Source organism: Vibrio sp. SCSIO 43153, assembly GCF_023716625.1.
Lineage (GTDB): Bacteria > Pseudomonadota > Gammaproteobacteria > Enterobacterales > Vibrionaceae > Vibrio > Vibrio rotiferianus.
On record NZ_CP071856.1, the window covers coordinates 844,424 to 870,437 of the forward strand.

General features: G+C 43.6%; 18 protein-coding genes. 7 read left to right on the forward strand and 11 right to left on the reverse strand.

What is annotated here, in order from left to right:
* Window positions 1–8: 8 nt before the first annotated feature.
* The 5 genes from J4N37_RS19980 to sstT all read left to right on the forward strand — a co-directional run bounded on the left by J4N37_RS19980 (window position 9) and on the right by sstT (window position 4,375).
* Window positions 9–620 (forward strand): SCO family protein, encoded by a 612-nt coding sequence (locus J4N37_RS19980; protein ID WP_010450612.1) that lies wholly within the window; start codon window positions 9–11, stop codon window positions 618–620.
* A complete protein-coding gene (locus J4N37_RS19985; protein ID WP_010450610.1) occupies window positions 610–1,077 on the forward strand; it encodes a copper chaperone PCu(A)C in 468 nt (155 codons plus the stop codon). Before J4N37_RS19980 ends, J4N37_RS19985 begins: the two co-directional genes overlap by 11 nt.
* A gap of 189 nt (window positions 1,078–1,266) precedes the next feature.
* The gene (locus tag J4N37_RS19990; protein ID WP_138942529.1) at window positions 1,267–1,569 is read left to right on the forward strand and encodes a PTS sugar transporter subunit IIB; all 303 of its coding nucleotides are present in this window, start codon (window positions 1,267–1,269) and stop codon (window positions 1,567–1,569) included.
* A gap of 253 nt (window positions 1,570–1,822) precedes the next feature.
* Window positions 1,823–2,899 (forward strand): ribosome small subunit-dependent GTPase A, encoded by a 1,077-nt coding sequence (rsgA, locus tag J4N37_RS19995; protein ID WP_252043199.1) that lies wholly within the window; start codon window positions 1,823–1,825, stop codon window positions 2,897–2,899.
* A 258-nt stretch (window positions 2,900–3,157) separates the two neighbouring features.
* A complete protein-coding gene (sstT, locus tag J4N37_RS20000; protein WP_252043200.1) occupies window positions 3,158–4,375 on the forward strand; it encodes a serine/threonine transporter SstT in 1,218 nt (405 codons plus the stop codon).
* A gap of 62 nt (window positions 4,376–4,437) precedes the next feature.
* Here sstT and pdxY read toward each other — a convergent pair whose 3' ends face one another.
* The 6 genes from pdxY to J4N37_RS20030 form a co-directional block, all read right to left on the reverse strand.
* The gene (gene pdxY / locus J4N37_RS20005; protein WP_252043202.1) at window positions 4,438–5,304 is read right to left on the reverse strand and encodes a pyridoxal kinase PdxY; all 867 of its coding nucleotides are present in this window, start codon (window positions 5,302–5,304) and stop codon (window positions 4,438–4,440) included.
* 100 nt (window positions 5,305–5,404) lie between these two features.
* Window positions 5,405–5,593, reverse strand: a complete 189-nt coding sequence (locus J4N37_RS20010) for an AbrB/MazE/SpoVT family DNA-binding domain-containing protein (RefSeq protein WP_010450600.1) — start codon at window positions 5,591–5,593, stop codon at window positions 5,405–5,407.
* A 124-nt stretch (window positions 5,594–5,717) separates the two neighbouring features.
* The gene (gene potE / locus J4N37_RS20015; RefSeq protein ID WP_010450598.1) at window positions 5,718–7,028 is read right to left on the reverse strand and encodes a putrescine-ornithine antiporter; all 1,311 of its coding nucleotides are present in this window, start codon (window positions 7,026–7,028) and stop codon (window positions 5,718–5,720) included.
* Window positions 7,029–7,092: 64 nt separating this feature from the next.
* Window positions 7,093–9,240, reverse strand: coding sequence for an ornithine decarboxylase SpeF (gene speF, locus J4N37_RS20020; protein WP_407834075.1), 2,148 nt, complete (start codon window positions 9,238–9,240; stop codon window positions 7,093–7,095).
* Window positions 9,241–9,684: 444 nt separating this feature from the next.
* Entirely contained in the window at window positions 9,685–10,131 is a 447-nt protein-coding gene (locus J4N37_RS20025; protein ID WP_010450595.1) for a helix-turn-helix domain-containing protein, read from the reverse strand.
* 886 nt (window positions 10,132–11,017) lie between these two features.
* The gene (locus J4N37_RS20030) at window positions 11,018–12,214 is read right to left on the reverse strand and encodes a tetratricopeptide repeat protein (RefSeq protein WP_252043203.1); all 1,197 of its coding nucleotides are present in this window, start codon (window positions 12,212–12,214) and stop codon (window positions 11,018–11,020) included.
* Window positions 12,215–12,683: 469 nt separating this feature from the next.
* Between J4N37_RS20030 and pulA the strand changes: the two genes are divergently transcribed.
* Window positions 12,684–16,682, forward strand: coding sequence for a pullulanase-type alpha-1,6-glucosidase (gene pulA, locus J4N37_RS20035; protein ID WP_252043204.1), 3,999 nt, complete (start codon window positions 12,684–12,686; stop codon window positions 16,680–16,682).
* 123 nt (window positions 16,683–16,805) lie between these two features.
* Here pulA and J4N37_RS20040 read toward each other — a convergent pair whose 3' ends face one another.
* The 5 genes from J4N37_RS20040 to J4N37_RS20060 form a co-directional block, all read right to left on the reverse strand.
* Complete coding sequence (locus J4N37_RS20040) at window positions 16,806–18,425, reverse strand: endonuclease (RefSeq protein ID WP_252043205.1); 1,620 nt, start codon at window positions 18,423–18,425, stop codon at window positions 16,806–16,808.
* 262 nt (window positions 18,426–18,687) lie between these two features.
* Window positions 18,688–20,310, reverse strand: a complete 1,623-nt coding sequence (locus tag J4N37_RS20045) for an alpha-amylase family glycosyl hydrolase (protein WP_252043207.1) — start codon at window positions 20,308–20,310, stop codon at window positions 18,688–18,690.
* 91 nt (window positions 20,311–20,401) lie between these two features.
* On the reverse strand, window positions 20,402–20,908 hold the full coding sequence (locus J4N37_RS20050) for a hypothetical protein (protein ID WP_010450585.1): 507 nt from the start codon (window positions 20,906–20,908) through the stop codon (window positions 20,402–20,404).
* Window positions 20,909–21,223: 315 nt separating this feature from the next.
* Complete coding sequence (locus J4N37_RS20055; RefSeq protein WP_171357399.1) at window positions 21,224–22,033, reverse strand: MalM family protein; 810 nt, start codon at window positions 22,031–22,033, stop codon at window positions 21,224–21,226.
* A gap of 100 nt (window positions 22,034–22,133) precedes the next feature.
* Entirely contained in the window at window positions 22,134–23,411 is a 1,278-nt protein-coding gene (locus tag J4N37_RS20060) for a maltoporin (RefSeq protein ID WP_071234056.1), read from the reverse strand.
* Window positions 23,412–23,853: 442 nt separating this feature from the next.
* On the opposite strand from J4N37_RS20060, the gene glgX reads away from it, so the two are divergent.
* Window positions 23,854–25,809 (forward strand): glycogen debranching protein GlgX, encoded by a 1,956-nt coding sequence (gene glgX, locus J4N37_RS20065; protein WP_010450578.1) that lies wholly within the window; start codon window positions 23,854–23,856, stop codon window positions 25,807–25,809.
* Window positions 25,810–26,014 lie beyond the last annotated feature (205 nt).

Genomic DNA, 26,014 nt, shown 5'->3' on the forward strand with positions numbered 1-26,014 from the left:
GAATTGATATGAGCCGTAATTGGTCTCTCTTTCTCGTGGTGGCTTTTGTCCTCGGCTTTGGCGCTAAAACTTACCTAGACGGACAAAAAGACGTCGAGAAAAAACAGCAAGTCTCGACGGAGCAAAGCGTGTTGTTTGGTGAAGGCGAGAAACCCGTCGATATCTTCGATACCAGCGATGATCGTATTCGCATCGTTTATTTTGGCTTTACACGCTGCCCGGACGTTTGCCCAACATCTTTAGCTATGCTGGCAGGCGCACTCAATCAAATTGACGATACACAAAAATCCCAGCTACGTCCGATGTTCATCTCGCTTGATCCAGAACGCGACGAAGCAGATGCGTCAGCGAAATATGCTCACTACTTCCACCCTATGATTGAAGGTTTGTCAGCGCCACTCGAGGTGACAACTCCGCTTGCCCACAAGTACGGTGTTATTTTCCGTAAAACGGAACTCGAAGGCTCAGAGCTGAAATACACGCTCGACCATAGTTCTTACTTCTATTTCTTAAAGCCTGACGGCACACTCATCACCAAAGTGCCGCATACCTTAACGCCTGCACCAATTGTCGAGGCGATAACCAAACTGACTGCAGAAGGAAAAACCAATGAAAGCTAAGCATGCAATCAAAACGTTGGCACTCTCCGCCCTACTTCTAAGCCCTTTGGCACAAGCGAATCTCAACGTGATGCCACATGAGCCGTATGCGCGAGCAATGGCGCCAGGCGCTGTCACTAGTGCGGTCTTTGTCACTTTTGCTAACCGTAGCCAAGAAGACATCAATATCGTCGCGGCAGAAACACCAGCAGCGGGTAAAGTCGAACTGCACGATGTGATTAAAGAAGGTGACGTAATGAAGATGCGTCAGGTAGACCACATCACATTAACGGCAAAAGAAACCACAGAGCTAAAACCGGGCAGCCTGCATATCATGCTATTTGACCTTAAAAAGCCACTTAACGAAGGCGACGAAATCGAAGTCACAGTGACTTACGGCAACGGTCAAAAGCAAAGCTTTACCGCTCCAGTGAAGAAAGTCATGGCAGGAATGAAAAAGCACGAACATCACCACTGATTCTTGCTCGGAACATCAAGCCAAAGCTCCTCTGCATGAGGAGCTTTTTTATTCCCCCAACATTTTCTCCTATCAATAAACATAAGCTGCCCTCCCATTTCCCAATGCTAACTTTTGTGTTCTAAATCAGAGTCAATAGACCGCAGCTGAGATATAAACAAGGCTTTGCTGCCAAACGAGTTTCTCACCATGTTAAAAGCCCTTTCTCGCGTATTTAAAATGCTGACGCAAGTGAATCCAAATCTGGAACAGGACGTTGATACCATCATTGACGCTATTGGTGGCATGGATAATTTGGTGGAAACTGGTGCTTGCGCGACAAGGTTACGCCTAACTCTAAAAGACACTGCTATCGTGAATCAAAAAGCATTGAAAGCACACGGGGCACATGGTGTGGTGATCATTGATGAGCGACATATCCAAATTATCTATGGCGTAAAAGCCAATACTTATTCGCAAGAGATGGAAGAACGTCGAATAAAACACATATAAAACGCAATGGAGTTGTAAGAATCGAATCACAGCCGCTATACTCCGGCCGTTAACTCACCAACCAAGAGGAAATATGATGATTGTAATGACAAACACTAACTGGGCAGCGAAAGGGTAAACGTCCACTTTTTCTCGTGGCTAAGCCACAACACCTCCCTTCTTTGCCCGGTCTTCACCGGGGTCAGCTCTATGCGAATTAGACCCTAATGCGATTTGTATTAAGGCGCTTTGTTGCGCCCGGGATAATTCAACAATGAATAAAACACATTCTTTTTGTGAATCACTACTTACTCAACCTAACCCACTAAAGCTATTAGGTTGGAAACCATTTTTTCAACAACAACTGACGTTAGACGATTACGAATACACACTCTTTGCACGAGTGATTGCTCACCATCGTAGTGGCTATGTCGTGGTTAGCGAACAAGGTGAAACCCACTTACCAATCCAAGCCTCGCTACCCAGCATGACCGTCGGCGACTGGGTAATATTAAACCACCAGCAACAGTTTTCTCGTTTGCTTGAACGCCGTAGTTTATTTAGTCGCAAAGCCGCGGGCAGTAAAGTAGCCGAGCAGCTTATCGCCGCCAACGTGGATACGGTATTTATCGTGTGTTCACTCAACCACGATTTTAACCTTAGCCGAATTGAGCGTTACTTAGCACTCATCAATGAATCCGACGTCGAGCCCGTCATTGTGCTGACAAAAGCCGACTTATGTGACGATGCTGATGAGCTTAAAGCTCAGGTACAAAAGCTTGATCCTCTGCTTATGGTAGAAAGCGTTAATGGTCTGGATGAATCGAGCGTCACCAAATTGATGAGTTGGTGTGGCGAAGGCCAGACCGTTGCGTTCATCGGCTCTTCTGGGGTAGGAAAGTCCACCTTAGTGAACACCCTACTTGGCAAGCAAGAACAAGCAACTGGTGGTATTCGCGAAGATGACAGCAAAGGTCGACACACTACAACCTCTCGTTCAATCCATTTACTGCCCTCAGGTGCAATCCTAATGGACACACCAGGAATGCGTGAGATCCAGTTGGCAGACAGTGAAGCAGGGGTCAGCGAAACTTTTGCTGATATTGAAGCGCTAGCAGAAAGCTGCCGATTCAATGATTGCCAACATCAAACCGAACCTGGATGTGCAGTTCAAGCCGCAATTGAAGGTGGTTCATTGGAGTTACGCCGCTTTACCAACTACCAGAAGTTATTGCGAGAACAAGCCCATAATGGAGCGACTCTCGCTAAGCAGCGAGCGCAGAACAAACAGTTCGGAAAAATGGTGCGCAATGTTGTGGGTGAAAAGCGTAAACGACAACAAGGTTACTAGATTGTTACATCCAGAAAAACTATAGAACATAGGAGGCTAACGCCTCCTTTTTTTATAACTTTATAAAATCACACCTTTCATAACAGACAATACTTTACAACATTTAACATCAATTAAATCAACATTGAGCAAACATTTAAACTAAAAACAAACTAAAACTAGACACAAAATATTACCAAGCTAAGATATGTGATATTCAGCAAGAAAATGGCTGGATTTATAAAAACAGGATAAGTAATCAAATTGCAGGAATGATGTATGCAACACAACAGTCTCGTTGCCCGATACGCTCGCGGTAACCTCGTTCTCCAAATCCTCGTCGGTATTGTTCTCGGTACGTTGCTCGCAACGATTGCCCCTGAGCACGCTGAAAGCGCAGGATTACTCGGTAGCCTATTCGTAGGCGCTTTAAAAGCAATCGCTCCAGTTTTGGTGTTTATTTTGGTTGCCGCTTCAATTGCGAACCAAAAGAAAAACCAGCACACTTACATGCGCCCAATTGTGGTTCTATACCTGATGGGGACGTTCTTCGCAGCACTGACCGCCGTGGTTCTGAGCTTCCTTTTCCCTACCAATCTAACTCTGGTAACCGGTGCTGAAGGTGCAATGCCACCTCAAGGCATTGCTGAAGTATTGCGAACGTTACTCTTCAAACTGGTTGATAACCCAGTAAATGCACTAGTAGAAGCAAACTACATTGGTATCCTTGCATGGGGTGCCGGTCTTGGTCTTGCACTACACCACGCGTCTGCGACAACTAAAGCAGTATTCGAAGATCTAAGCCACAGCGTTTCTCACATTGTTCGCTTCATTATTCGTCTTGCTCCATTTGGTATCTTTGGCCTAGTGGCTTCTACCTTTGCTACGACAGGCTTTGGTGCACTTGCAGGTTATGCTCACCTTCTTGCTGTATTACTCGGCGCAATGATGGTCATCGCTCTAGTTGTTAACCCAGCGATTGTTTTTGTAAAGACAAAGCAGAATCCTTACCCGCTAGTGTTCCAATGTCTACGTGAAAGTGGTGTAACCGCATTCTTTACTCGCTCAAGTGCTGCAAACATCCCAGTTAACATGGCGCTTTGTGAGAAGCTGAAACTAGACGAAGACACATACTCTGTCTCAATTCCTCTTGGCGCAACCATCAATATGGCTGGTGCTGCAATTACCATCACTACTTTAACCCTAGCTGCCGTTCACACTATGGGCATTGAAGTAGACCTAATGACTGCAGTACTACTAAGCATCGTGGCTGCTGTATCAGCTTGTGGTGCATCTGGTGTTGCCGGTGGTTCTCTACTTCTTATTCCTCTTGCGTGTGGTCTGTTTGGTATCTCAAACGACGTAGCAATGCAGGTTGTAGCAGTTGGCTTCATCATCGGTGTGATTCAAGACTCGGCTGAGACTGCACTAAACAGCTCAACGGACGTTATTTTCACAGCAGCAGTTTGCAAAGCAGAACAGCAAAAAGCGCAATAGTACTCGCATACAAAATGTAAAAAGGGAGCCAATTGGCTCCCTTTTTTTATTTAAACTCAAAGCTACTTACTTGATGCAACTTCTTCTAATGGGAAATGCTCGCTAGGCTCAACAAACTCTTGTTGTGCCGCGATGGTTTGCAGCTCCCACTCACCGGCTTGGTGAGTCGCATTCAATACGCCATAGCAAGCATCATGACAATGCTGGAACGCTTGTTTTGGTGTCCAGCCTTTTAACAAGCCTGCGGTAAAGATCGCTGAAATCAAATCACCAACACCTACTGGTGCTTTTTCAAATTCAAATTGAGGACGCTTAGCAAGGAAAGCACCTTCCTGCGTAGCCAATAACATATTGAAGCTCGTATCGGACAGACAGTACAGGTGTTTCACCAATACCACTTTGGGACCTTTTGCTAATGCGCGCTGACAAGCTTCAATCGCATCATCCAAGGTATGGATTTCCATCTCTGCAAATTGAGACAGTTCAAACTGGTTAGGGACTATCACATCAGCCATTGGCATTAGACGAGTCAATAAATGATCTGCGATACCCGGAGCAACAATACAGCCTTTGTCAGGAGCACCCATTACCGGATCACACACATACAGAGCTTCTGGGTTAGCTTGTTTCACTTTTGCGACCGTTTCAGCAACGGCAAGACACTGCTCTGCGCTGCCTTGATAGCCCGTAAGCACTGCCTGGCATTTGTCCAGGGCGCCTATATTGCTAAGGCCACGAACCAACTCGTTGATGTCATCAGCAGAAAACGCACGACCCGTCCAACCTTCTTGATATTGAGTGTGGTTAGAAAATTGAACAGTGTGAATAGGCCACACTTCGAAACCCATGCGTTGCATTGGGAAAACAGCACTGCTGTTACCAGCATGGCCAAAAGAAACATGCGATTGTATAGAGAGGATACCTTGCATAGTACCAGACCTCTTCTTGTAATTATCAATAGTTCAAAGACAGCGGCAAGCGCCAATTTACGAAACCAGTAGTGTATCCGACAAACCTCAATTCTCTCACTCAATTCTCACCGTCTTGGTTTGAATCGGTTGGAGAGTTGGTTTTCAGTACCATTTTCTTAATTTCCATTTTGTCTTTATTGAGCGCAATTTCGAGGGTGTCCCCTTCCCTTATCCCGAGTTCACTCAGGATCACGCTTGGAATGACTACGACGGTATCGTCACCGATTTTAACAGGTTGGCTAATCATCTTTCGTCCTCCAAATGTCAAAAATGAGTTTTCACGTTATGAATGGCGAGTAATCAGGTGGTCTCCCTAAAAATAAAACAAAAGAGCCTTCCACACCGCGTATGGGAAGGCTCGATTGAAAAGCTTAGTTAGCTAGAGGTTCGTGTTTCGATGCAATCAAACCGTAAGCGCTCCAACCTAGGAAGGTTACAATAGAGCCCCACATCATTGCGTCATAGCCAGAACCGTACAGTGCGTAGAAGCTGTATACTGAACCGATCAAAGCGATAATGTTTGTCGTCTTCATTTCACGCTCAGGCACATGAGCCACTTGCTGCATAATGAAGATTGCGCCCATACATAGGATGTAAGGAACAACATTAGTTACCACCGCTAGGTTAACCAGCGCTTCAAATTGCTCGTTCAATGTTGGTGAGATGGTCATCAAAGACAATGCAGATTGAATCACAGTGATCGCTACCATACCTTTGATAGGCGTACCGCGTTTATCAACTTCTGAGAACAGTTTAGGGAAGAAGCCTGCATCTGAAGAAGATTTGAATACTGAAGCGATAGTGAACTGCCAACCTAGTAGTGAACCAGCACAAGCAAGTACTGCCATGCCCGCAACCACTTTACCAGCAGTAGAACCTAGCATCACTGTCCATACCGTTGAGAATGGCGCTGTTGATGCTGCTAGTTCAGAGTTCGCTACAATACCAGAACAGATGTTAGTCGAAACAATGTAAACCACAGCCGCAATTAATGTACCGCCCAATACTGCAATCGGTACGTTCTTTTCTGGGTTATCTACTGCTTCTGAGTTAGCACACGCTGATTCTAGACCTAGGAACGCCCAAAGAGTCATCGCGATAGATGCACTTACCGCTTCACCAAATGGTAGGTGATGTGGGTTCCATGCTTCAACGTACATTGTTGGGCTAAAGTAGAACCAACCAACAATACCCAAAGAACAAACCGGAAGGATAACGCCCCACACAGTGAACGAACCAATTTGACCCGTGATCTTTGCACCACCAAAGTTAGCAAAGGTACAAATCCAAAGGATAGCGATGGTATACAAACACGTTTCAACTGGTGATAACGTCACTTCAAAGAAAGCAGAGCCATAACCGACACAGGTAATCGCGATCGCAATATTGGCAATCAGTAGTGACAAACCATAGGTCCAGCCGGTCATAAATGCACCCGATTTACCAAACGCGTAAGAGGCATAACCGTTCATACCACCTTCACGCTTACTAAAGCGACCACATTTTGCAAATACATACGCCAAAGCTAGTGAGCCTGCCGCAGTGATCAGCCAAGATAGAATCGAGATCGTGCCCACTTGCGCCAACTTACTTGGCAACATGATGATGCCCGAACCCGCCATGTTAATGAATGTCAAAATGGTTAACTGCACCACCGACATTTTTTTAGTTTCAGTACTCATAAATTATTCTCCACGAATAAACGGTTCGCACCAGAGCCTGATGGCTCGGTGCGAACGGGGTAGATTAATCTTTTAGGACGTAACAATGTGCAGTAGTGCGACCATTGACATCTTCTAGGTAAACACCTTGAATTTCAGGAGCGAAGCCTGGGAAGCGGTTGATGCCCTCTTCAAGTGATAGGAAGTAATCCACAACTTGTTGAGTCCAAACCTCACCTGGGATAACACATAGGATGCCTGGAGGGTAAGGAAGCGCACCTTCTGATGCGACGCGACCGCTTGCTTCTTTCAGTGATACATAGTCACACTCACCACGGAAGTATTTACGGGTTGCAACATCTGGTTTGTGAACCATTGTTGGGAAGTATTCGCTACGGAACATCGCTTTTTGTAGCTCTTTAACGTTCAGCTCTTTGTACATGTCGTGCATTTCTTGACATAGCTGACGGATGGTGTAGCCGCGGTAACGTTCTTTGTTCGCTTCGAACACGCGTGGCAGTACAATGCTTAATGGCGCGTCATCACGGATGAATTTTTCGAAGCGGTTGATCTGTGCCACTAGGTGACGGATCTTACCCATATCCTCTGCTGGAGTTAGAAGGAACAAGATAGAGTTCAAGTCACACTTCTCAGGGATGATGCCGTTTTCACGTAGGAAGTTAGCCAACAACGTTGCAGGAATACCGAAGTCTGCATAACCACCATCTTCAGCAATACCTTCTGTCGTTAACAGCAGTTTACATGGGTCAACGAAGTACTGACCTTCACCGTAGCCTTCAAATTTGTGCCATTTTGCGTTTGGTTCAAACATGAAGAACTCTTTGTTAGATGCGATTTCTTCAGTGTCGTAGCTGCCCCATGGCTTACCATTAATTTCAGCTGGTACGAATGGGCGGATCAGTTCACAACTCTTAAGGATTTCTTTACGCGCTTCGATACCTGTCTTCACAGCATCACGCCATAAACGTAAACCTGCTTCACCGTCGTGGATCTTCGCGTTCACATCCAGTGCAGAGAACAGTGCATAGAATGGTGATGTTGATGCATGCATCATAAACGCGTTGTTGAAGCGTTTGTGGTTACAGTAACGAGCCTGTCCTTTGATGTGCGCATCTTTTTTATGGATTTGCGAAGTTTGAGAGAAGCCAGCTTGTTGTTTGTGAACAGACTGAGTTACAAGTACACCTGCGTCTTCTGGTTTCAGATCCAGTAACAGTGGTGAACAGTCTTTCATCATTGGAATAAATTGCTCGTAACCAACCCAAGCAGAGTCAAACAAGATGTAGTCACAAAGATGACCGATCTTATCCATCACGTAGCGTGCGTTGTAGATAGTACCGTCGTAAGTACCAAGCTGGATGATAGCTAGACGGAATGGACGTTCATCACGAGCACGCTCTGGTGATACTTTCGCGATTTGAGCTCGGATGTATTCTTCATCAAAACAATGCTCGTCCATACCACCGATAAAGCCCCAAGGGTTACGCGCTGTTTCTAGGTAAACTGGCGTACCACCTGCTTGGATTAACGCACCATGGTGGTTTGATTTATGGTTGTTACGGTCAAACATCACCAAGTCGCCCTCGGTCACCAACGCGTTACATACCACTTTGTTTGACGCTGAAGTACCGTTTAGTACGAAGTAGGTTTTATCTGAGTTGAAGACTTTCGCTGCGTGTGCTTGAGCTTGGTGCGCAGAGCCTTCGTGGATAAGCAAGTCACCTAAATCAACGTCGGCGTTACATAAGTCACTACGGAACAGGTTTTCACCGAAGAAATCATAGAACTGTTTACCAGCTGGGTGTTTCTTGAAGAACTGGCCGCCTTGGTGTCCAGGACAGTCAAACGCAGAGTTACCCATATCTACGTAGTGAGTCAATTGTTTGAAGAATGGAGGAAGCAAACGACTTTCATATTTAGTCACCGCTTCATTGATTTGACGGCAGTAGTACTCGATTGATTGTCTTTCTAAATCAATCACACCTGTCAACCAAACATAATCTTCTGCTGAAACTGGAGTTTCATCAATAACTAGGAATACAGGAATGCCATAGCCAGTTTCAGAAATTGCTTTATGTAGACCAGCTTTAATATCTGTAGAGGTAATAATAGCTGCGCCAACATCTGTTAATTCAACATGATCTAATGGTTGTAGGGATCTATTGTAGGTTTCATCCAGAGATTCAGACAATAAACTAAAATCTTCTGGCATGTAATTACTAACACCAATTACTAAACGATTCATTTGGAATATCTCTTATTTGTTCTTTAAAAACGACAGGTACAGATATTACAAAGGAAATTAATATTTAAAATTCAAAAAACAAATTTCGTGACTATATGTTCATTATTAAAAGACTTATTTTATCGAAATTAAATTTCGAGACTTTAATCACTTTTAAACCACGAGGCTGATGATATTAGATTTGGTTATTATTGAAACTAATCATTAAAATTGTGTGATTTAGACTGCTATTATTGAAAAACAAATATTAGGAAAATAAAATTTTGCGATTTCAATCACTATATATGGCTTGGCGTTGTAATATTAGTGATTATCAACAGATGTAATTTAACTAAATTTAAACACATAACAAAAAAGCCATCAACACAAATGCTAATGGCTTTTTACTTTGAATGGTAGGTTAATACAAAATCAATTAAATAAATGGCTATCGAGTTTTACTCCACCATTTGACCATTGCTGGTAGCGCTTAACGGCAATGCCCGATGAATACATCGTATGTTTACAGTCCATACACTCAACAAAGTAAAGCCCACTCATACCTGCCATCACATGTAGCCTTCGACTATCGCAACGCTTACAGGACAAACGTTGCACCTTAGAGTTCACATCAACTCTACGTGCAAAGTTAAGCGTTTCATGCGTGCACAGTGCCTCTACGGCGCTGTCTTTGAAGGGGTGTTCACTCAGCAAATGGTTAATCGCATAATCGTAAACAGGGGGAATCGAAGATTTGCCACTCTCTATATTGGTTATCTTAGCAACGGAAACACCCAACAAAGACGCAAACTCCACTTTGCTGTATTCCAAGATAAACCTTGATGAGATGAACTTATCTGCACTAATGATTCTCAACATACACAAATCTCTACTAAAGTATATCTAGGAGGCTAAAGCAACCTCCGACTCTATACTAAAAATGTTAAATAAAATCACTTCCTAAATCTTTTAGAACTGTGTTCTATATTATAATTCGCTAGAGACCATACTAAAGGCATGAGCTTTCAATATAAGTCAGAATATAAAGTTTGCTTTTACTAATACAAAAATTAATAGCTACTATTAGTTAAACTAATTTGTATCCATTAAAGTTATTAATTTGTCATTTATTGAGCAAACTTACTTTTTATTTTTAGCGAACCTGATTTGAGCTATATTAGGTTAAAGAAACAAGGGGGGAATTCCCTCTATACAAGAAAAACATTTACAAAGCAGATCATGTTTCCATTTTATGTTGAAATAAGAACAGAAAGTGTACGCTATTAAATATCCACTCATTAACAAAAAATAATATTTCTACATTTTTAGGATAAAAATTTTAAAGACAAAAGTAGCTATAAATTAACACTAGTGTAAGAAATACTTTAATATGCAACTACTCTAACCGTGTATCACTATCGTGACTTCAAGATGCAGAGTTCAGCGTGTTTTCATTGATTCGAATTTAAGGACAACAACACAGTGTAGTAGCGGGCACTCTCCAAGCTGTTTAACACTGCGATTCTTTAAAAAAGAACGCGGGTCTATAACCCGCTCCCGAAGGACGAGCTGTCTTGGCTCGTATACTCGGATTCTTTACATAGACTCACTAGACCTTCAATCACCGCTCGTCTACAAACCAAATCATTCTCACTGAACCTAGCATTTCGACGTAACTTGGGTATAGCAACAGATATAAAAAAGCCCAAGCAACGGCTGTTACTTGGGCTATCACTAAGAAACTCAAAAATTAAGGGTTATTGACCTAGTGCGGCTTCTGAGGAGACAAGAAGTTCTGAGTGAAATCTAATGCCTCTTTTGACAGTGTCGTTTCAGGAGAACTGCCACTCACATTCGTACCATCAAGTTGCTCTACGCTCTGTGGTTCAAAAGTAGCATCACTCTGGATGACACCTTCCATTTCTTCATCATTTCCGGGCACTAACAAGTCTTCTTCATTTGGAAAATATGGTTCACGGCTATATACCTTATTCAGCGCACGTATAATCGAGTGCTTCTTAACAGCTCCAGAACTAAGCTTCCGTTGCAGCGGCTTTGCGATGGCTTGCAGTCCAACAACAACATCAACACCAATGTTAGCCGCAACCTTGTCTCGCAGAACTTTAGCAGGCTCATAACCAAAGCTAGCCGATAAGAATAGCCAAACATAGGCTATCGCATTCCCCGTTTTTCCGTTGTCTTTCCAAGCCTCACCTGCATGATACATAGCTTCTGCACTACCGCTTTCTGCAGCCCTTTCTAACCAGTAGCACGCTTTTTGATGATTTTGCTCTACTCCCGTGCCATATAAATAGCACAATCCAACTTGCACTTTACCTTCAGGACTTTCTTCTTCTGCTGCTCGCATGTACCAATAGAGAGCATCAGCTTCATTTCGAGCAAGGTTATCAGGAGACTTTTGCCAATCCCCCATATAAAGTATCGCCGGAATGCACTTCTCCTCGGCGGCTTCTTGTATTAGCTGCAATCCTTTAGGAATGTTTTTTTCCGTACCACGCCCAAAGATCAACGCTTTCCCTGTCGCAAACTTAGCGTCAACATCACCCTCAACACCAGCAATTGCGACGCGCCAAAAGTTAGCTTGCTCTTTAAGAATGACATCTTCACGCATTCGTTCACTTAAGCGAACTACGCCGTACATCCCAGTAACATTGTCTAGCTTTGCCGCTTTGTCATACCAGTAATAAGCCTTCCTGACGTTTCCTCTCTCTGCCTCTTTCGCCAAATACAGGATTGTCGGAATATGACCCGTTTCTGCTTTAAATTCCCGTTCTTTGATTTCTTGTTCGCGTGCCTTTTGCATCGCTCGGCGATAAGCAGCTTCGCGAGCTTTCTTTTCAAGCTCTATGCGCTTTTTCCGCATCGACAGCGATACCATCCAGACAAAAATCAGAATAAGAGAAAGGCCAGTTGCACCAATAGCAATCCCCATGCTACTCATAGTTAGCCTCTTTTATATATCGGCTTAAACATACCCCAACAGGGCGCTTAAAATATCTCTTTATTATATAACGACCGTTTGATCAAAATCTGAAGTTTGAGACAGTAAGGGGACTGCTATCACTACGTAATTTGTAAATCTTTTTTCTAATTACAAATTAACCACTAAGAATTTATTGATCTCAATCACACTAATGGGGCTGAGTGATTCTCCTCCCTTATCATCCCCCTGCTCTACTCCTCACTTAATTTATGTATAGGCTTTGAGTCGCATCTCTCATTATGTGTTGAGTTTAGTACTTAATTTGTGACCCAAAGTCATACTGCGACTAAATTTTAACTTGCAAATAACTTAGCTGCCTGCATTCACATTTTGCTGATGCATCAGTGTATTAGCATTTACGTGCACATTTCCTCTAGAGCATCTCGCTCTGCCTACTTTCAGATTTTATAACAATGGATATGTAAACGTGGACAACAAAACATTCAAACTATCTACCGTTGCCAAAACCGTTCTACCGCTTCTGTCAATTGCGGTACTTAGCGGCTGTGGTAGCGACAGTTCTAGCGAAGAAAACAACAATTCCGGCCTGTACCCAGCTGGAGAAAATGAAGTCGTAATTTACTATAAACGCGACACTGCAGCAGCGGCTAGTGCAAGTGACTACGAAGGCTGGGGATTACACCTATGGAATGGCGAAGGCTGTACCAGTACCGATCTCGATGCGATGGGCATTGGCTCAGGCGGTACAGATTGGAGCGCTCCTCGCCCGTTTGATGGTATCAGCGATACCTATGGTGCTTACTATGTACTAAAAGTAAACCCAGATGCATCTGATCCCCATGAGTGTATGAACTTTATTCTTCACAAAGATAATGACAAAGCATTCGGTAGTGCCAACTCTAAAGTGGAGTTAACGAAAATTGGCGAGTCAAAAGGACTATTTGGCTTCCATGGTAGTAGCGAGCTTTATTACGAACCAATTGAAGAGCGTCCTGTCGATATCGATGGCCAAAAAGCACATTGGTTAGACGCTGAAACCATCGCTTGGGAAGCAGCCAAAGATGCTGATTCAATCAAGCTGTTCTACAGCTTGAGCAACGATATAAAGATGGGTGAAGACAAAACGATTACTGGCGGCACTGCAGTTGAACTCACTAAGGTTGGTGAATTATCGGATGAGCTTAAATCGCGTTTCCGTCACCTTGCTGATTTAAAAGCCGCGGGTATCAGTGTGGATGCAGATATCCTCCACAAAATCCTAAAATCACAAATCGTGATGGTTGCTTACAATGCAAATGGCGATGTCACTGCGGCAACCGAAGTACAAAAACCAGGGGTTCTGGATGCGGTATTTGCAGACGCTGAAGCCGGTAACGCAATCGGGCAAGAGCTAGGGGCAATTGTTGAAGGAACGGCTGTGACATTCAAACTTTGGGCACCAACAGCTCAAGAAGTAGAACTGGTCCTTTATGATGAAAACCTAAACGAACAAGCGACAGTCGCTATGACAGAAGACCCTGCAACGGGTATCTGGGCTTCTGAGGCACAAAGCAATGTAGTAAATCAGTACTACCGCTACCAAGTGAAGGTCTACCACCCAACAACAGGTAAAATTGAAACTCGCCTAGTAACAGACCCTTACTCTTTGAGCTTATCTGAAAACTCTTTGTACTCTCAAGTTGTTGATCTCGATGACTCTAGCTTAAAACCTGCAGGTTGGGATAACTATGATCGCCCAACTGTGAAGAAAGACGAAGACCACGTACTGTACGAATCACACCTGCGCGATTTCAGCTTCAATGATAGTAAAGGTACAGCAAGCCTGAACGGCAAATACCTAGCCTTAACAGAAGCAGATCGTGAATCAGTATCTCACCTTCAAGCACTAAAAGACGCAGGTCTAACTACGCTGCATATCCTTCCTGCTTTTGACATCGCAACCGTAGATGAAAATGCAGAAAACCGTGTTGATATTACAGATACGGTAGGAAAACTCTGTGGTGTGAAACCGGAAGCGGCTGTTTGTGGTACAGAAGACAACGGCAAAGTGATCGAAGATCTGCTTAACAGCTATGATCCTTCGACAGGCGCAGCACAAGCTCTGATGAACGATCTACGCATGTTAGATAGCTTCAACTGGGGCTACGACCCATTCCACTACACTGTGCCTGAAGGCAGTTACGCAACCGATCCAAACGGTTCTAAGCGTATTCTTGAGTTCCGTGAAATGGTTCAAGCTACACACAAAATGGATCTAAAACTTATCATGGACGTGGTTTACAACCACACTAATGCATCTGGCGTAAATGATAAGTCTGTACTCGATAAGATCGTCCCTGGATACTACCACCGCCTAAACGTAAACACTGGTGGTGTTGAAAACTCTACTTGTTGTGACAACACAGCAACTGAGAACTTGATGATGGGTAAACTGATGGTTGACTCATTATTGATTTGGGCAGACGACTACAAAGTTGACGGTTTCCGATTCGACTTAATGGGCCACCAGCCAAAAGATGTGATGGTTTATGCACTGAAGAAAGTTCGTGAAATTGATCCTAACACCCTATTCTACGGTGAAGGTTGGGACTTTGGTGAAGTAGCAAACAACGCACGCTTCGACCAAGCAACCCAAATCAACATGGCAGGCACTGAGATTGGTACATTCTCTGACCGTCTACGTGACGCGGTTCGCGGTGGCAGCCCATTCGATGGTGGTGTAGATTCGGAAGGCAAACATCCTCTTCGTTTCAACCAAGGCTTTGGTAACGCAGCTTATCCAAACGAAGAAACTAAGACTGATGCAGATGCTGTTAATGGACGTCTACATAACCAAGATCTCGTTCGTCTCGGCATGGCTGGTAACCTAGCAGAATACGTACTTCTAGATTACAAAGGCGAAACAAAACTTGGTAAAAACGTAGACTACAATGGTGCTCCTGCGGGCTACACTAAGATGCCTTCTGAGAATATCTCATACGTTTCTAAGCATGATAACCAAACCCTATGGGACAACAACGCTTATAAAATCGCGACAGGTACAAGCTCTGCTGAGCGAGCTCGTATGCAGTCTGTATCGCTATCTACAGTGATGTTAGGACAAGGTATTCCATTCATCCACATGGGTTCTGAGTTACTTCGTTCTAAATCAATGCAGCGTGACTCTTACGACTCTGGTGATTGGTTCAACCGTGTTTTCTTCGACGGAAGCGATAACAACTGGAACGTTGGTCTACCTCGTGAAGACAAAGACGGTGCGAACTGGGAACTGATCAAGAAGATCATCGACGATGCAAGTGCAATGCCTGATAAAGATGATATCGAGCTAACTAAGCAACAATTCCTAGAACTACTGAAAATCCGTAGTACAAGCGAACTGTTCCGCTTAGATACCGCTCAAGACGTGATGAACCGTGTAGACTTCCGCAATGTTGGTGACAACCAAGTTGAAGGTCTAATCGTTATGTCGATTGATGACGGCACATCTGCTGGTGCAGATTTAGATCCTAACTACGATGCAATCGTAGCGGTAGTTAACTCGACATCTACAGCTCAATCCTTCACTGTGAAAGGCGCTGCGGGCTTCGAACTGCATGAAGTTCAGAAAAACTCGACAGATGACATCGTGAAAAGCGCGAGCTTCTCTGGTGAGACATTCACAGTACCAGCACTAACTACAGCGGTATTTGTTCAACCACAAGCTGGTGCGCAAGGTGCTGGCCTACCTGTAAATACTGACAACAAAGATGTATCAAGCATTCCTCCTTATGGAGAAACCAAAGTTTATGTTCGTGGTGATATGAACGGCTGGCAACCAGTAGCAGATTGGGAAATGTCATTTATCGGTAACGGTATTTACTCGTTAACTGGTGTACTTGAAGCTGGGGACTACGGTTTTAAATTCGCAGATGATAATTGGGGTACACCTAACTTTGGCTGCCACAACTCGGACCAATCATCTAGTTCTGTAGATCTAGGCAAAGAGGAAAACTGTAAACTGAAGGTCACTGAAACAGGTAAATACACGTTTATTTTAAACGCTGTACACGAGCAAAATAACTCTGCAGACAAGCCAGTTGTGTCAGTGACTAAAGCTGCTGACGCACCAACATTTGGTGAAACTGCGCTTTATCTACGTGGCACTATTACGACTTGGGATACTCCAGCAACGGACTCTCCGGCGAAATTTAGCTATGAGGCAGCCGATGTCTACTCATTAGATATGGACTTCAAAGCAGGTAGCTACCAAATGAAAATCGCTTCTGCAGACTGGAATGCAAACGAAGGAAACACTAACTTTGGTGGCACTTCAGGTAGTTCGATTGAGCTCGGTTCAGGCTTTAAAATGGCCGCAGGTGGTGGAAGCTCAGATATTGCTATCACGCTACCTGAAGATGGAAGCTACAACTTCCACTTCAATGCAGCAGACAAAGCAGCTCCAATCGTAACTGTAACGAAGAACTAATACAGTAGGCGCAATCATGTGCTAGTTTGGGGAGGTTAATACCTCCCCTTTTTTGTTCTCTAAAAAAGCCGCCAAGCTAATCTGTTTAACTTAAGCGGCTTTCGTGTTCTTAATGGTTGAGGGTTAATTGCCCCAAATCATCTCAACAAACTCAGGGTGATCGATAAACGGATTGCGGTTTCCTTGAAACTCAAATACTTGTTGGTTACGACTCACTTCTTTTGCGCTAACAGGATCATTCTTATGCCAACGCTTAAGCATGCTTAGCATCCACGGTTCAAATACTGTCGTGCTGTTACCATTGAGAACCGCATCAGAGCTACTGGAGTTCGCCTCCCAGTTACCAATAACGTTTTCATAGCGTGTTGCCATGTAGAAATACGCACGCGCAAAGTCTCCTTTAAATTCGTCTATCGGCTCAAATACTGTACCTGAGTAGCCCAAAGACGCGCTCGCCGAACCTAATTTTGAGCCATTACTAGAAATGTAAGTGCTGCTACCAACCTCACCAAATGGCCAATTACTACGCTTCGCATTAACATAGCCATCCGTTGCAAACAGGTGGTGGCCATCAGAGTTCATCGGCTCTACCTTGCCACCAAACCAGCTTTTCGGGAATGAGTGTTCTCGGTTGTAGCAATCTCCCTCTTTACTGTATTGACCACATTGGTCTGTGACTTTAGTGAAACTAACCGTATCATTGCCTAGCGGCTTTTCCGAATACATATCAAGAATCGAACCATCTTTTTCATAATAGTTATCCAGATCCGCATCTTTCACCAAGGTCCAAATCGCCGAGTAACCTCGCCCCGTGTGGTTATTGATGATATTGAACAGTGCTGTTTTCAATGCAAAGCCAGTTTTGCCCTCTGCCGCTTTGTAATATTCCCCAACCACGGGTGGCGTGGTTGTCTCACCAAGGGTGAAATTGGTGGTTTGCGATTGAGTAAACTCACCACCTGATGCTAGCGTTTCTTGACCTAACATCAAGACGTATGAGCCGTTACCGCTACTACAGCAAATACCATCACCATAGCTATCATTGATGGTAAATTGATAATCGCCATCCGCTAGGCACATGGTTTTTTCATAGGTTTTAGAGGAATCGAAACCTTGACCAAAGAACAGTACTTTTGATTGGTTGTCCTTCAGTTCCCAGCTAGTCTCTGAGCCATAGCTGTCAGTCGTTAAAGTCAATAGGATTTCATTGTCGTTGCAACTTTCAACTGGAGGCTGAGTACCACCACTATCTTGGTTCGGTAGAAAGTTATCAATGAACACCACTTCTGAGCCATCAAAGCCCGATTCATCATAGAACCTTAGACCGACATTAATGGTTTTATTTGATGATGCGGTATAACTGTGTGTTAACTGCTGCCATTGATTAGTTTGGTTGGGGTTCGTGTAACCATGGTATCCATCGACGATCAGACGCGCTTTAACATTACCTTCAGTGTGATAAACAGAAACTGAAAATGGGTAAGTTTTTCCTTGCTCCACATTAATGGTTTGCAAAAAATCGGTGTTACTTTGTGTCCCCGTATTCACGACCACTTGTGCGGCTAAACCACCAGACTGAACTTGATTACTGGTAGGAGATACTGCAATACCAGAATCAATCACCGTCCACTGGGTTGGCGTATTGCCACTCCACTGTTCGAAGTCACCGTTAATGACATCACTGTAGGCAAATGGAGAGCAAAGCAAAGGTAGAATAAAGAGGGGTTTCGCTATGGATTTCATTATAATTTTCCATTAGTTATATAAATCCACGAAAAGATAAACATAATGGTTACGTATAAATAAGCGTCAAATCACAATTTTACGTTGCATGAATGTGAATATTCTCATTCTCGTGCAGAACATCTCACAAACTGCGTACTGTTTATGACGAAAGATAACAACAATTGTTCGATATAAAACAGAAGGATAACGGAGTAAAAAAGCCAAGTGAGTGCCTATGGGGGTCAGCAGCTGCACTTGGCTTTAGATCGAGAAGTTGATTTTATTTAGCGCTTGGCGTCACCTTAAAGAAGCGTCCCTGTAAAGAAGACATTGGGATCAGGTATTGCCCATTGCTTGGTGTGATTTGTTGGTTTGTCATTAAATCTATCAGCGCTTGATTGCTGCCGACTTGTGATTCTGTTAGCACAATATTGCGCGCGCTCTCAAGCGTATTGAGTGCAAACAATACTTGGTCATCACCAGACTTTTTCAAATCCACATAACTGCCATTGCTCGCGACCAAGTTAGTACGAGAGCCTCGGTATAAAGCAGGGTGAGCAGCACGCTTATTCATCAATGACTTCACGTAGTTTTTCAAATCAACTTGATTAGCGTCTAAGGTTGCCGTTATTCCTTCAATCTTTGCGCTGCTGCGAGCAACATGGTCATCACACACACCTCTAATAGCACAGGTGTTGTTGTCTTCTTTTGCGGCAAAGCCATCAACTTGGTCACCAATTTCATCACCGTAGTAAAGAGTGATTGGCCCGGTATAAGCGGCTTGGAAAGCAAAAGCTGCTTTATGGCGTAGCCAGTATTCCGCATCATTCACATCAGCCAAGCCGCCTCGTTGCAACAAATCACCAAAGCGAACTAAATCGTGATTACCAATCATCAAGTTTGGCTGAGCATGAGCTGGGTACTGATTGTGGGTTTGATAGCCATTGTCTAGCCAATCAACACCTCGCCCACCAACACCACTCTCGTTCACTGCAAGTGTTTCCAAGATACGATAGCGCATTGGGAAGTCAAACGCTGAGCATAATGCGGGGTCATCGGCAGAACCGTACGCCTCACTCGCAATATCAGACTCGCCCTTCCAGACTTCTGCCACCATGTAGCCTAATGGGTTCACTTGTTTGCCATCAGCATTGGTATAAGTGACATTTTGTGAGGCTTCATCCACTGCTTTACGAATTTTCGTCCAAGCATCTGTTGGTACTTGATACGCTTGATCCAAACGCCAACCATCAATTTTCAGCTCTTTCACCCAATAGGTAGCAACTTCTTTATAAAAATCTAAGCTTGCAGGGTAATCGACTGGGTTGCTCGCACCTGAAGGTAGTAAACCCGATGGCGATGGTTTGATTAACCCATTTTTATGGTGACCAAACACACCATCAAAGAAGACATACAAGCCACGCTTGTGAGCTTCATTAACTAACGTTCGCGCGGTTTCCAAATCGCCAAAACGGGGATCAATTTTGAAATAGTCTGTCGCGAAATATCCTGTAGCATCCAAACGATCCGCCCAATGATCTTGGCCATCAATGGCTTCAGACTCAAAAATTGGTGTTAGCCAAATCGCGTTTATGCCTAAGTCTTGTATATAGTCGAGTGAATCAATAATACCTTGTAAGTCGCCATTGTGATGGCTGGTCCCATAACCCGTGCCGTGGCCAATACTCGAGTCTCCATCAACAAAGCTTTCAACCATGATCTGATACATGCGAAGTTGATTACTTTGTTCCTTGATGGTCGTTTGACAGGCATAGCTCGTATCAGGCAATGGAGTATTATTGTTATCATCTCCACCGGAAGAATTACAAGCTGATAGCGCTCCAACCACACTTAATGCCAACAACGTTTTATATAACGATACCTTATAGCGGATATTATTCATAAAACTCTCCCAAAACAAAAATAAACCCCTGCACGTATTCCATGCAGGGGTTAATAAATAAAGAATAACTTTTAAATAACTAAATGGAATATTATTGGCACTTATTTACCATCACATGAAGAGGCTTGCCTTTACCTTCAAACTGAAGGCTCCATACATATTTACCATCTTCTTTTATTTCAACAACAGTATCTGTTCCGTAGCCACCAAATGTTAGTGGCGTTAACTCGCCTACATTCATGCGATTGCCTTTTGCAGTAAACTGAGGGAACCACAACTCTGTCGCATACTGCATTTTGTAAGAACCTACTTTTTCTTCGGTTACTACCTGATAAAAGTTGTTTCCTTTATAAGAGTACTGGCGCTGAGGTACATGTTTCCAATCTGAATCAGCAAATGTGCCTACTACAAATAATGGTTTTGAGATCGGTCCTTTTACTGCACTATCAGGGTTATCACAAGCCGCCATGAAAGCCACAACTTCGTCTTGTGACATATTTACAATAGACTCAGCAGCAGCTTCTGGTTCAGAGGTTGATTGGCAACCCACAAGGGCAACAAGTAAAGCAGCAGCAAGCGAAGACTTCATCATGTTCATTTTCACGTTAATTCCTTTTTAATAATAGAAAGTAAATAACCGCCAAATAAGATTGTGATACATATTGAATATCCCACTTAAATATAAATATCGATATTCTGCAAGTTACTTAGGCAATTTACTTCGATGGATTTAATTATTTCCTAATCAACGTAAGTTAAGGTTAGGAATATCATTTAATTATTGATCTATAAAATATAAAACACAAAGTAAAACAAATCATTTTGTGAATAAGTTAACTATATGTAGGGGTGCATTTTCATTGAATAAAATACTATAAAAAAGGCCAGCACAATGCTGACCTTTTTTATTCAATTATTTGGTATTCACCGCTTTAACAAACACTTCTTGTGCACCTTCAATACCTAGCTCTTTTGCTTCATCAAGTAGTGTGAGAGCTTTCGGAATATCGTTTGCTGCTACTGCCGCTTTGATTGACTTATGGTAGTAACTTGTTAAATCCGTACCTTGAGGAATATTGTTGTTTTTCGCAACAATCTTAGTATTTACGATGTCATTCGCAGATACTGAAAAGCGGAATTGGCCAAGTGGGCTGTGTTTCGCTTGCGGATCAGCAATGTCAGGCGGCTGAGTATGTCGCGCCATAGCGAAAGCTTTTGCAGGATGCAGAACTTGAGTACTGCCTTTCAGGTCAGATGAGGTAGTGTAGATCAATACATGCAGCTCATCACCTGTCATGTCTGGAATTACATTAAGATCAAGTACAAACTTATCATCATCGAGTAGTTTTGCTGGTTCATACTTAAACTGTGAGAAATCTGCTTGGTAGATAGTTTCGCCACGGGAGTTTATTACTGCAACGTTTGGCGCGTAAAACTGCAATTCTTTGCTTACGAACGTCTCAAGTTTAATATCAAGACTACCGCGGTTACCAGGAAGTGCAAATGCTGCGATTGCGCCAGCACTTTCTCCATTTAGAAGCATCTGGCTTTTATCAGTCAAAGCAAACTCAGTAACTAAAGGTACTTCAACGGGAATCCATTGAATATCACTCGATTGAGTAATCACCTGTTGTTGACCGCTTGGGCTCATTTCTACTTGCTCGATAGTAGAACAGCCTGTAGCCAACATTCCCAGTATTACGGGAGCAAGCCATTTTTTCATTACCGTTAACCTCAACTCTTCTTGTTTTTAAAATAAATACAGCCAGAGAAATTCTGGCTGTATTATTCTAGGACAATTTAGGACTTAAATGGTCAGATGATTACCACCAAGCTTCAGCTTGTACACCGAATTGGAAAGTATCGTCTGCGTTACCGTTGTCAAACTTCTTAGTGTTGTTATCATCATCTGCAGTGATGTAAGAAGCGTACAGACGGATTTCAGGACGAGCCCAGAAGCTAGAGCCAGCAGACCAAGCTTGCGCTACAGTGAATTTGCCGTAAGTGCTTTCGAAACCATCGTTATCATCCATAGCGTAACCCGCTTCGAAGATAGTTTTGTGGTTGTCGTCCCACTTGTACATTGGGCGAACTACAGCAGAAGCAGTCTTCCACTTGTCTTGGCCAGTCCACATTTCTTCACCAACACCGTATACTAGTTGGTGGCCCATTTCCCAGCTTTCGCCCATGCTGATCACACCCCAGTTAATGAAGCGGTAACCAGATGCACCATCTTTTGCTTCAGCACCGTACCAGTTGCCGTCGCCGTAGAACGCCATTGTCTTAGAGTAGCCTTCTGTACCGTATTGGAATACAGTTTTGTTAAAGCCAGAATCTAGACCTTGAGTCAACTCAGCAGTGAACATTACACCGTCTTTAGCATCTTTAGTGCTGTTTGGAGCAGCATCAGTCTCGTTAACTAGAGCGTAGTTTAGACCTAGTTCTAGAGAAGCGTTATCCCATACTTGTAGACCAGCGTAACGTGCATCAAGAGTGTTCACGTTTGCCGCTTTACCGTCGTTGCCTGGGTCTACGATATCGCCACGGTCGTTACGAACCCATGCTAGAGATAGTTTACCTGGGCCTGCTTCGATGTTCTCGATACCAGCACCTGCACCAGAGATGTTCCAGTAGTAGAAGTCAGAGATATGGATGTCATGACGTTGGTAGTAACGCTTACCAGCCCAAAGTGTTGCTTCTGGAGCGAAGTTTAGAACGCCTTTTGCTTGAACGTTAAACTGACGAAGAGCAAATTGTGCGTCATCTGTACAGCTTACAGCATCGCCTGCGTCGTTTAGACCACAGTTAGAAGATGTGCTTTCCCAGTCGTTCGAACCGTTCGAAGTCATTGCGAACATAGAGTCTACGTAGAACGTTTTACCGTTGTTGTTGTAAACTTCTTTACCTAGTTGAACTTCACCGTAAACATCGCCTTCGTTACCTAGACGACCAATTTTACTTTTTTCAAATGTAACCTGTTGGCCACCGTCAGCACTTACACCAACGCCAGCACGCATGTAACCATGGAAATCCACCGCGAAAGCAGAACCAGCAGCTAAAGTTGCAGCTACAGCAGCAGCAATTGCACTTACTTTTTTCATTCTTAACTCCATTAAGGGTATTTATAATTCTGTCTTCCCTGCTCTCTCTCTTGGTGCTATAGGCAGTAAAAACCACCAAAAGAAAAAGAGGTAAGATGGGAACAAGTCCCCGTTTGTTTCAACAGTCTTAAGGTTACCCAAGGCGTACAAGGATGACTTCCTCCACCCCAAACTAATTTAGGGGGGATGAGAAGGGATGAGAGAAATTACCGAATGGTGTTTTTTCGAGTCAGATCACCAATATAGGGAGGAATTAGTAAGTTTATTCTGTTTTAGGTCACTACAAAGTGATATCCATTTCATATTTTTGCAAAATATGGGTAGTAGAAAGTAATTAAATTACATTTATATTTTTGTCGTTGAGGTGGTTGACCTTAGTAAGACAAAGTTTTTTACTTATAGTTTCTTAAAGGTAGCAATAAAATTAAAAAAAGATTCCCTAATGACAAAATTTCACTCTCGCCCGTACCCACTTGGCGCAACTTTGAATACTGCAGGTTGTAACTTTTCAATTCACGCGCCAAACAGCAAAGACATCAAGCTCGCTTTGTTTTCTAGTGAGAGCGAATACACTTTGCACGATCTACCCAATGAATACGCTGGTATTCGCCATACCTTTATCCCAGGCATCAAGCTCGGGCAAAAATATGGGTACGTCGTAACGCATAAAGACCAACCTTTGTTAATTTCCGACCCTTACGCAAAATCCATTGATAAAGCTCTCCACTATCAACCTCCCTTCTCTCCAGCCAAAAGCTTTGATATGCCTAAGTGTGTGGTTATTGAAGATGAGTTTGACTGGCAAGACACGGAACACCCACGCATTCCCAGAGAAGAGATGACGCTATTCGAAACACACGTAAAGGGATTAACGAAGCAACATCCTGAAGTAAAAAGCGAAGATCGAGGTCGTTATTTAGGCTTAGTGTCTCCAGAAATGCTAGCCTTCTACAAGCAGCAGAATATCAACACTCTGCAATTGTTGCCGATTGCGGCCTGTATGCATGAGCCACATCTGTTAAAGATGGATAAGGTGAACTACTGGGGTTATAACCCATACTTGTTTATGGTGCCGGATCCACGCTATGCAGAAAAAGATGCCGTAACGGAACTGAAAACCACCATACGAGAACTGCATAGGCACGGCATTGAAGTAATTTTAGACGTGGTTTACAACCACACCGCTGAAGGAGGCGAGGGCTCCACTGTCTTCAACCTAAAAGCGCTCGATCCTCGCTTTTATATTAAACATGGCCAGCACTTCGCAAACTATACAGGCTGTGGCAACACGGTAGATCTAACATACCAGCCGGCACTAAATCTTGTCATGGATACTCTGCGCTACTGGGTGAGCGAGTTTAAAGTCGACGGTTTCCGCTTTGACTTGGCAGCAACACTTGGTCGCCAAGGTGATGACTACAACCCTGAAGCCGCTTTCTTTAAATCCGTAGCGCAGGATCCAATATTGCGTGAAACCAAGCTGATTGCAGAGCCTTGGGATATCGGCCCTAACGGATACCAAGTCGGTAATTTTCCATTTGGTTGGAACGAATGTAACGACAAACTGCGCGACATCTCACGCAGCTTTTGGCGAGGAGATCAGGGCTACCTGAAGGAATTCGCAACGCGCTTAATGGGCTCTCGTGACATCTACAGTGCAGCAAACTGGCCTTATAAACTCACAGTCAACTACATCACGTATCATGACGGCTTCACCTTGCAAGATCTTGTGTCTTACAAACAGAAGCACAACGAAGCCAATGGCGAAGAGAACCGAGACGGTCACGGTGACAACCGCTCAGAGAATTACGGTGTCGAAGGCGAAACTGACAGCCTAATGGTCATTGCTACGCGTGAAAAACAAAAGCGCAATTTAATGGCAAGTTTACTCTTTGCATTTGGAATTCCGCATATCCTGACTGCAGACGTACTCTCACATACACAAGGTGGTAATAACAACGCCTATTGCCAAGATAATGAAACCAGTTGGCTAGATTGGACGTCATCGGAACGTAAACAACACTTCAAGACGTGGATGTCACAAATGGTCGCCAACCGAAACCAATATATGGTGCCTTTCATTCGTGCGTTCAGTGGTGAGAATCGCAATAACAACCGCATCTTTTGGCGCCGCATTGATGGCACCTTGATGGAGCATGACGATTGGAACCGATTGAGTTCAGTTGCTTTACATTTGGGAATTGGCAAAGATGGAGAAGAGCTTGTTTACCTAATCAACCAAACCAATGTCCCTGCTCGCTTTAAACTTCCAAATGACCGAGATCAGGAATGGGTAACGATTTGTGATACTAACGTTCGTAACCTAAATCCTGGACATGCTGAAGGTGAAGTACTCTTGTCTCCAACCTCTATGGCTATTCTTCATTTTCAGCCATAATACTCAACATCATGATACTACTTACGCGCCCAGACTCAGATCTGGGCGCTTTTCTAACGCATTCTCAGATATAGAGTTTTCTTTCTGTTATTAAACACACCATACGCATTGTTATGAGCATGAAATAAGTCTACTATTGGCAGCCAAATCACATTATAAAACAACGTTATTTGGCATGGCTTTTCCTAAACTATTAATACGCATA

Excerpts from the sequence above, each read along its gene's own strand:
- pdxY (WP_252043202.1), bottom strand. The coding sequence starts at position 5,304 with ATGCAAGGTATCCTCTCTATACAATCGCATGTTTCTTTTGGCCATGCT.
- J4N37_RS20060 (WP_071234056.1), bottom strand. The coding sequence starts at position 23,411 with ATGAAAAAAGTAAGTGCAATTGCTGCTGCTGTAGCTGCAACTTTAGCT.
- J4N37_RS19990 (WP_138942529.1), top strand. The coding sequence starts at position 1,267 with ATGTTAAAAGCCCTTTCTCGCGTATTTAAAATGCTGACGCAAGTGAAT.
- J4N37_RS19985 (WP_010450610.1), top strand. The coding sequence starts at position 610 with ATGAAAGCTAAGCATGCAATCAAAACGTTGGCACTCTCCGCCCTACTT.
- speF (WP_407834075.1), bottom strand. The coding sequence starts at position 9,240 with ATGCCAGAAGATTTTAGTTTATTGTCTGAATCTCTGGATGAAACCTAC.
- rsgA (WP_252043199.1), top strand. The coding sequence starts at position 1,823 with ATGAATAAAACACATTCTTTTTGTGAATCACTACTTACTCAACCTAAC.
- glgX (WP_010450578.1), top strand. The coding sequence starts at position 23,854 with ATGACAAAATTTCACTCTCGCCCGTACCCACTTGGCGCAACTTTGAAT.
- sstT (WP_252043200.1), top strand. The coding sequence starts at position 3,158 with ATGCAACACAACAGTCTCGTTGCCCGATACGCTCGCGGTAACCTCGTT.
- potE (WP_010450598.1), bottom strand. The coding sequence starts at position 7,028 with ATGAGTACTGAAACTAAAAAAATGTCGGTGGTGCAGTTAACCATTTTG.
- J4N37_RS20055 (WP_171357399.1), bottom strand. The coding sequence starts at position 22,033 with ATGAAAAAATGGCTTGCTCCCGTAATACTGGGAATGTTGGCTACAGGC.
- J4N37_RS20010 (WP_010450600.1), bottom strand. The coding sequence starts at position 5,593 with ATGATTAGCCAACCTGTTAAAATCGGTGACGATACCGTCGTAGTCATT.
- J4N37_RS20045 (WP_252043207.1), bottom strand. The coding sequence starts at position 20,310 with ATGAATAATATCCGCTATAAGGTATCGTTATATAAAACGTTGTTGGCA.
- J4N37_RS20050 (WP_010450585.1), bottom strand. The coding sequence starts at position 20,908 with ATGAACATGATGAAGTCTTCGCTTGCTGCTGCTTTACTTGTTGCCCTT.
- J4N37_RS20025 (WP_010450595.1), bottom strand. The coding sequence starts at position 10,131 with ATGTTGAGAATCATTAGTGCAGATAAGTTCATCTCATCAAGGTTTATC.
- J4N37_RS19980 (WP_010450612.1), top strand. The coding sequence starts at position 9 with ATGAGCCGTAATTGGTCTCTCTTTCTCGTGGTGGCTTTTGTCCTCGGC.
- J4N37_RS20040 (WP_252043205.1), bottom strand. The coding sequence starts at position 18,425 with ATGAAATCCATAGCGAAACCCCTCTTTATTCTACCTTTGCTTTGCTCT.
- J4N37_RS20030 (WP_252043203.1), bottom strand. The coding sequence starts at position 12,214 with ATGAGTAGCATGGGGATTGCTATTGGTGCAACTGGCCTTTCTCTTATT.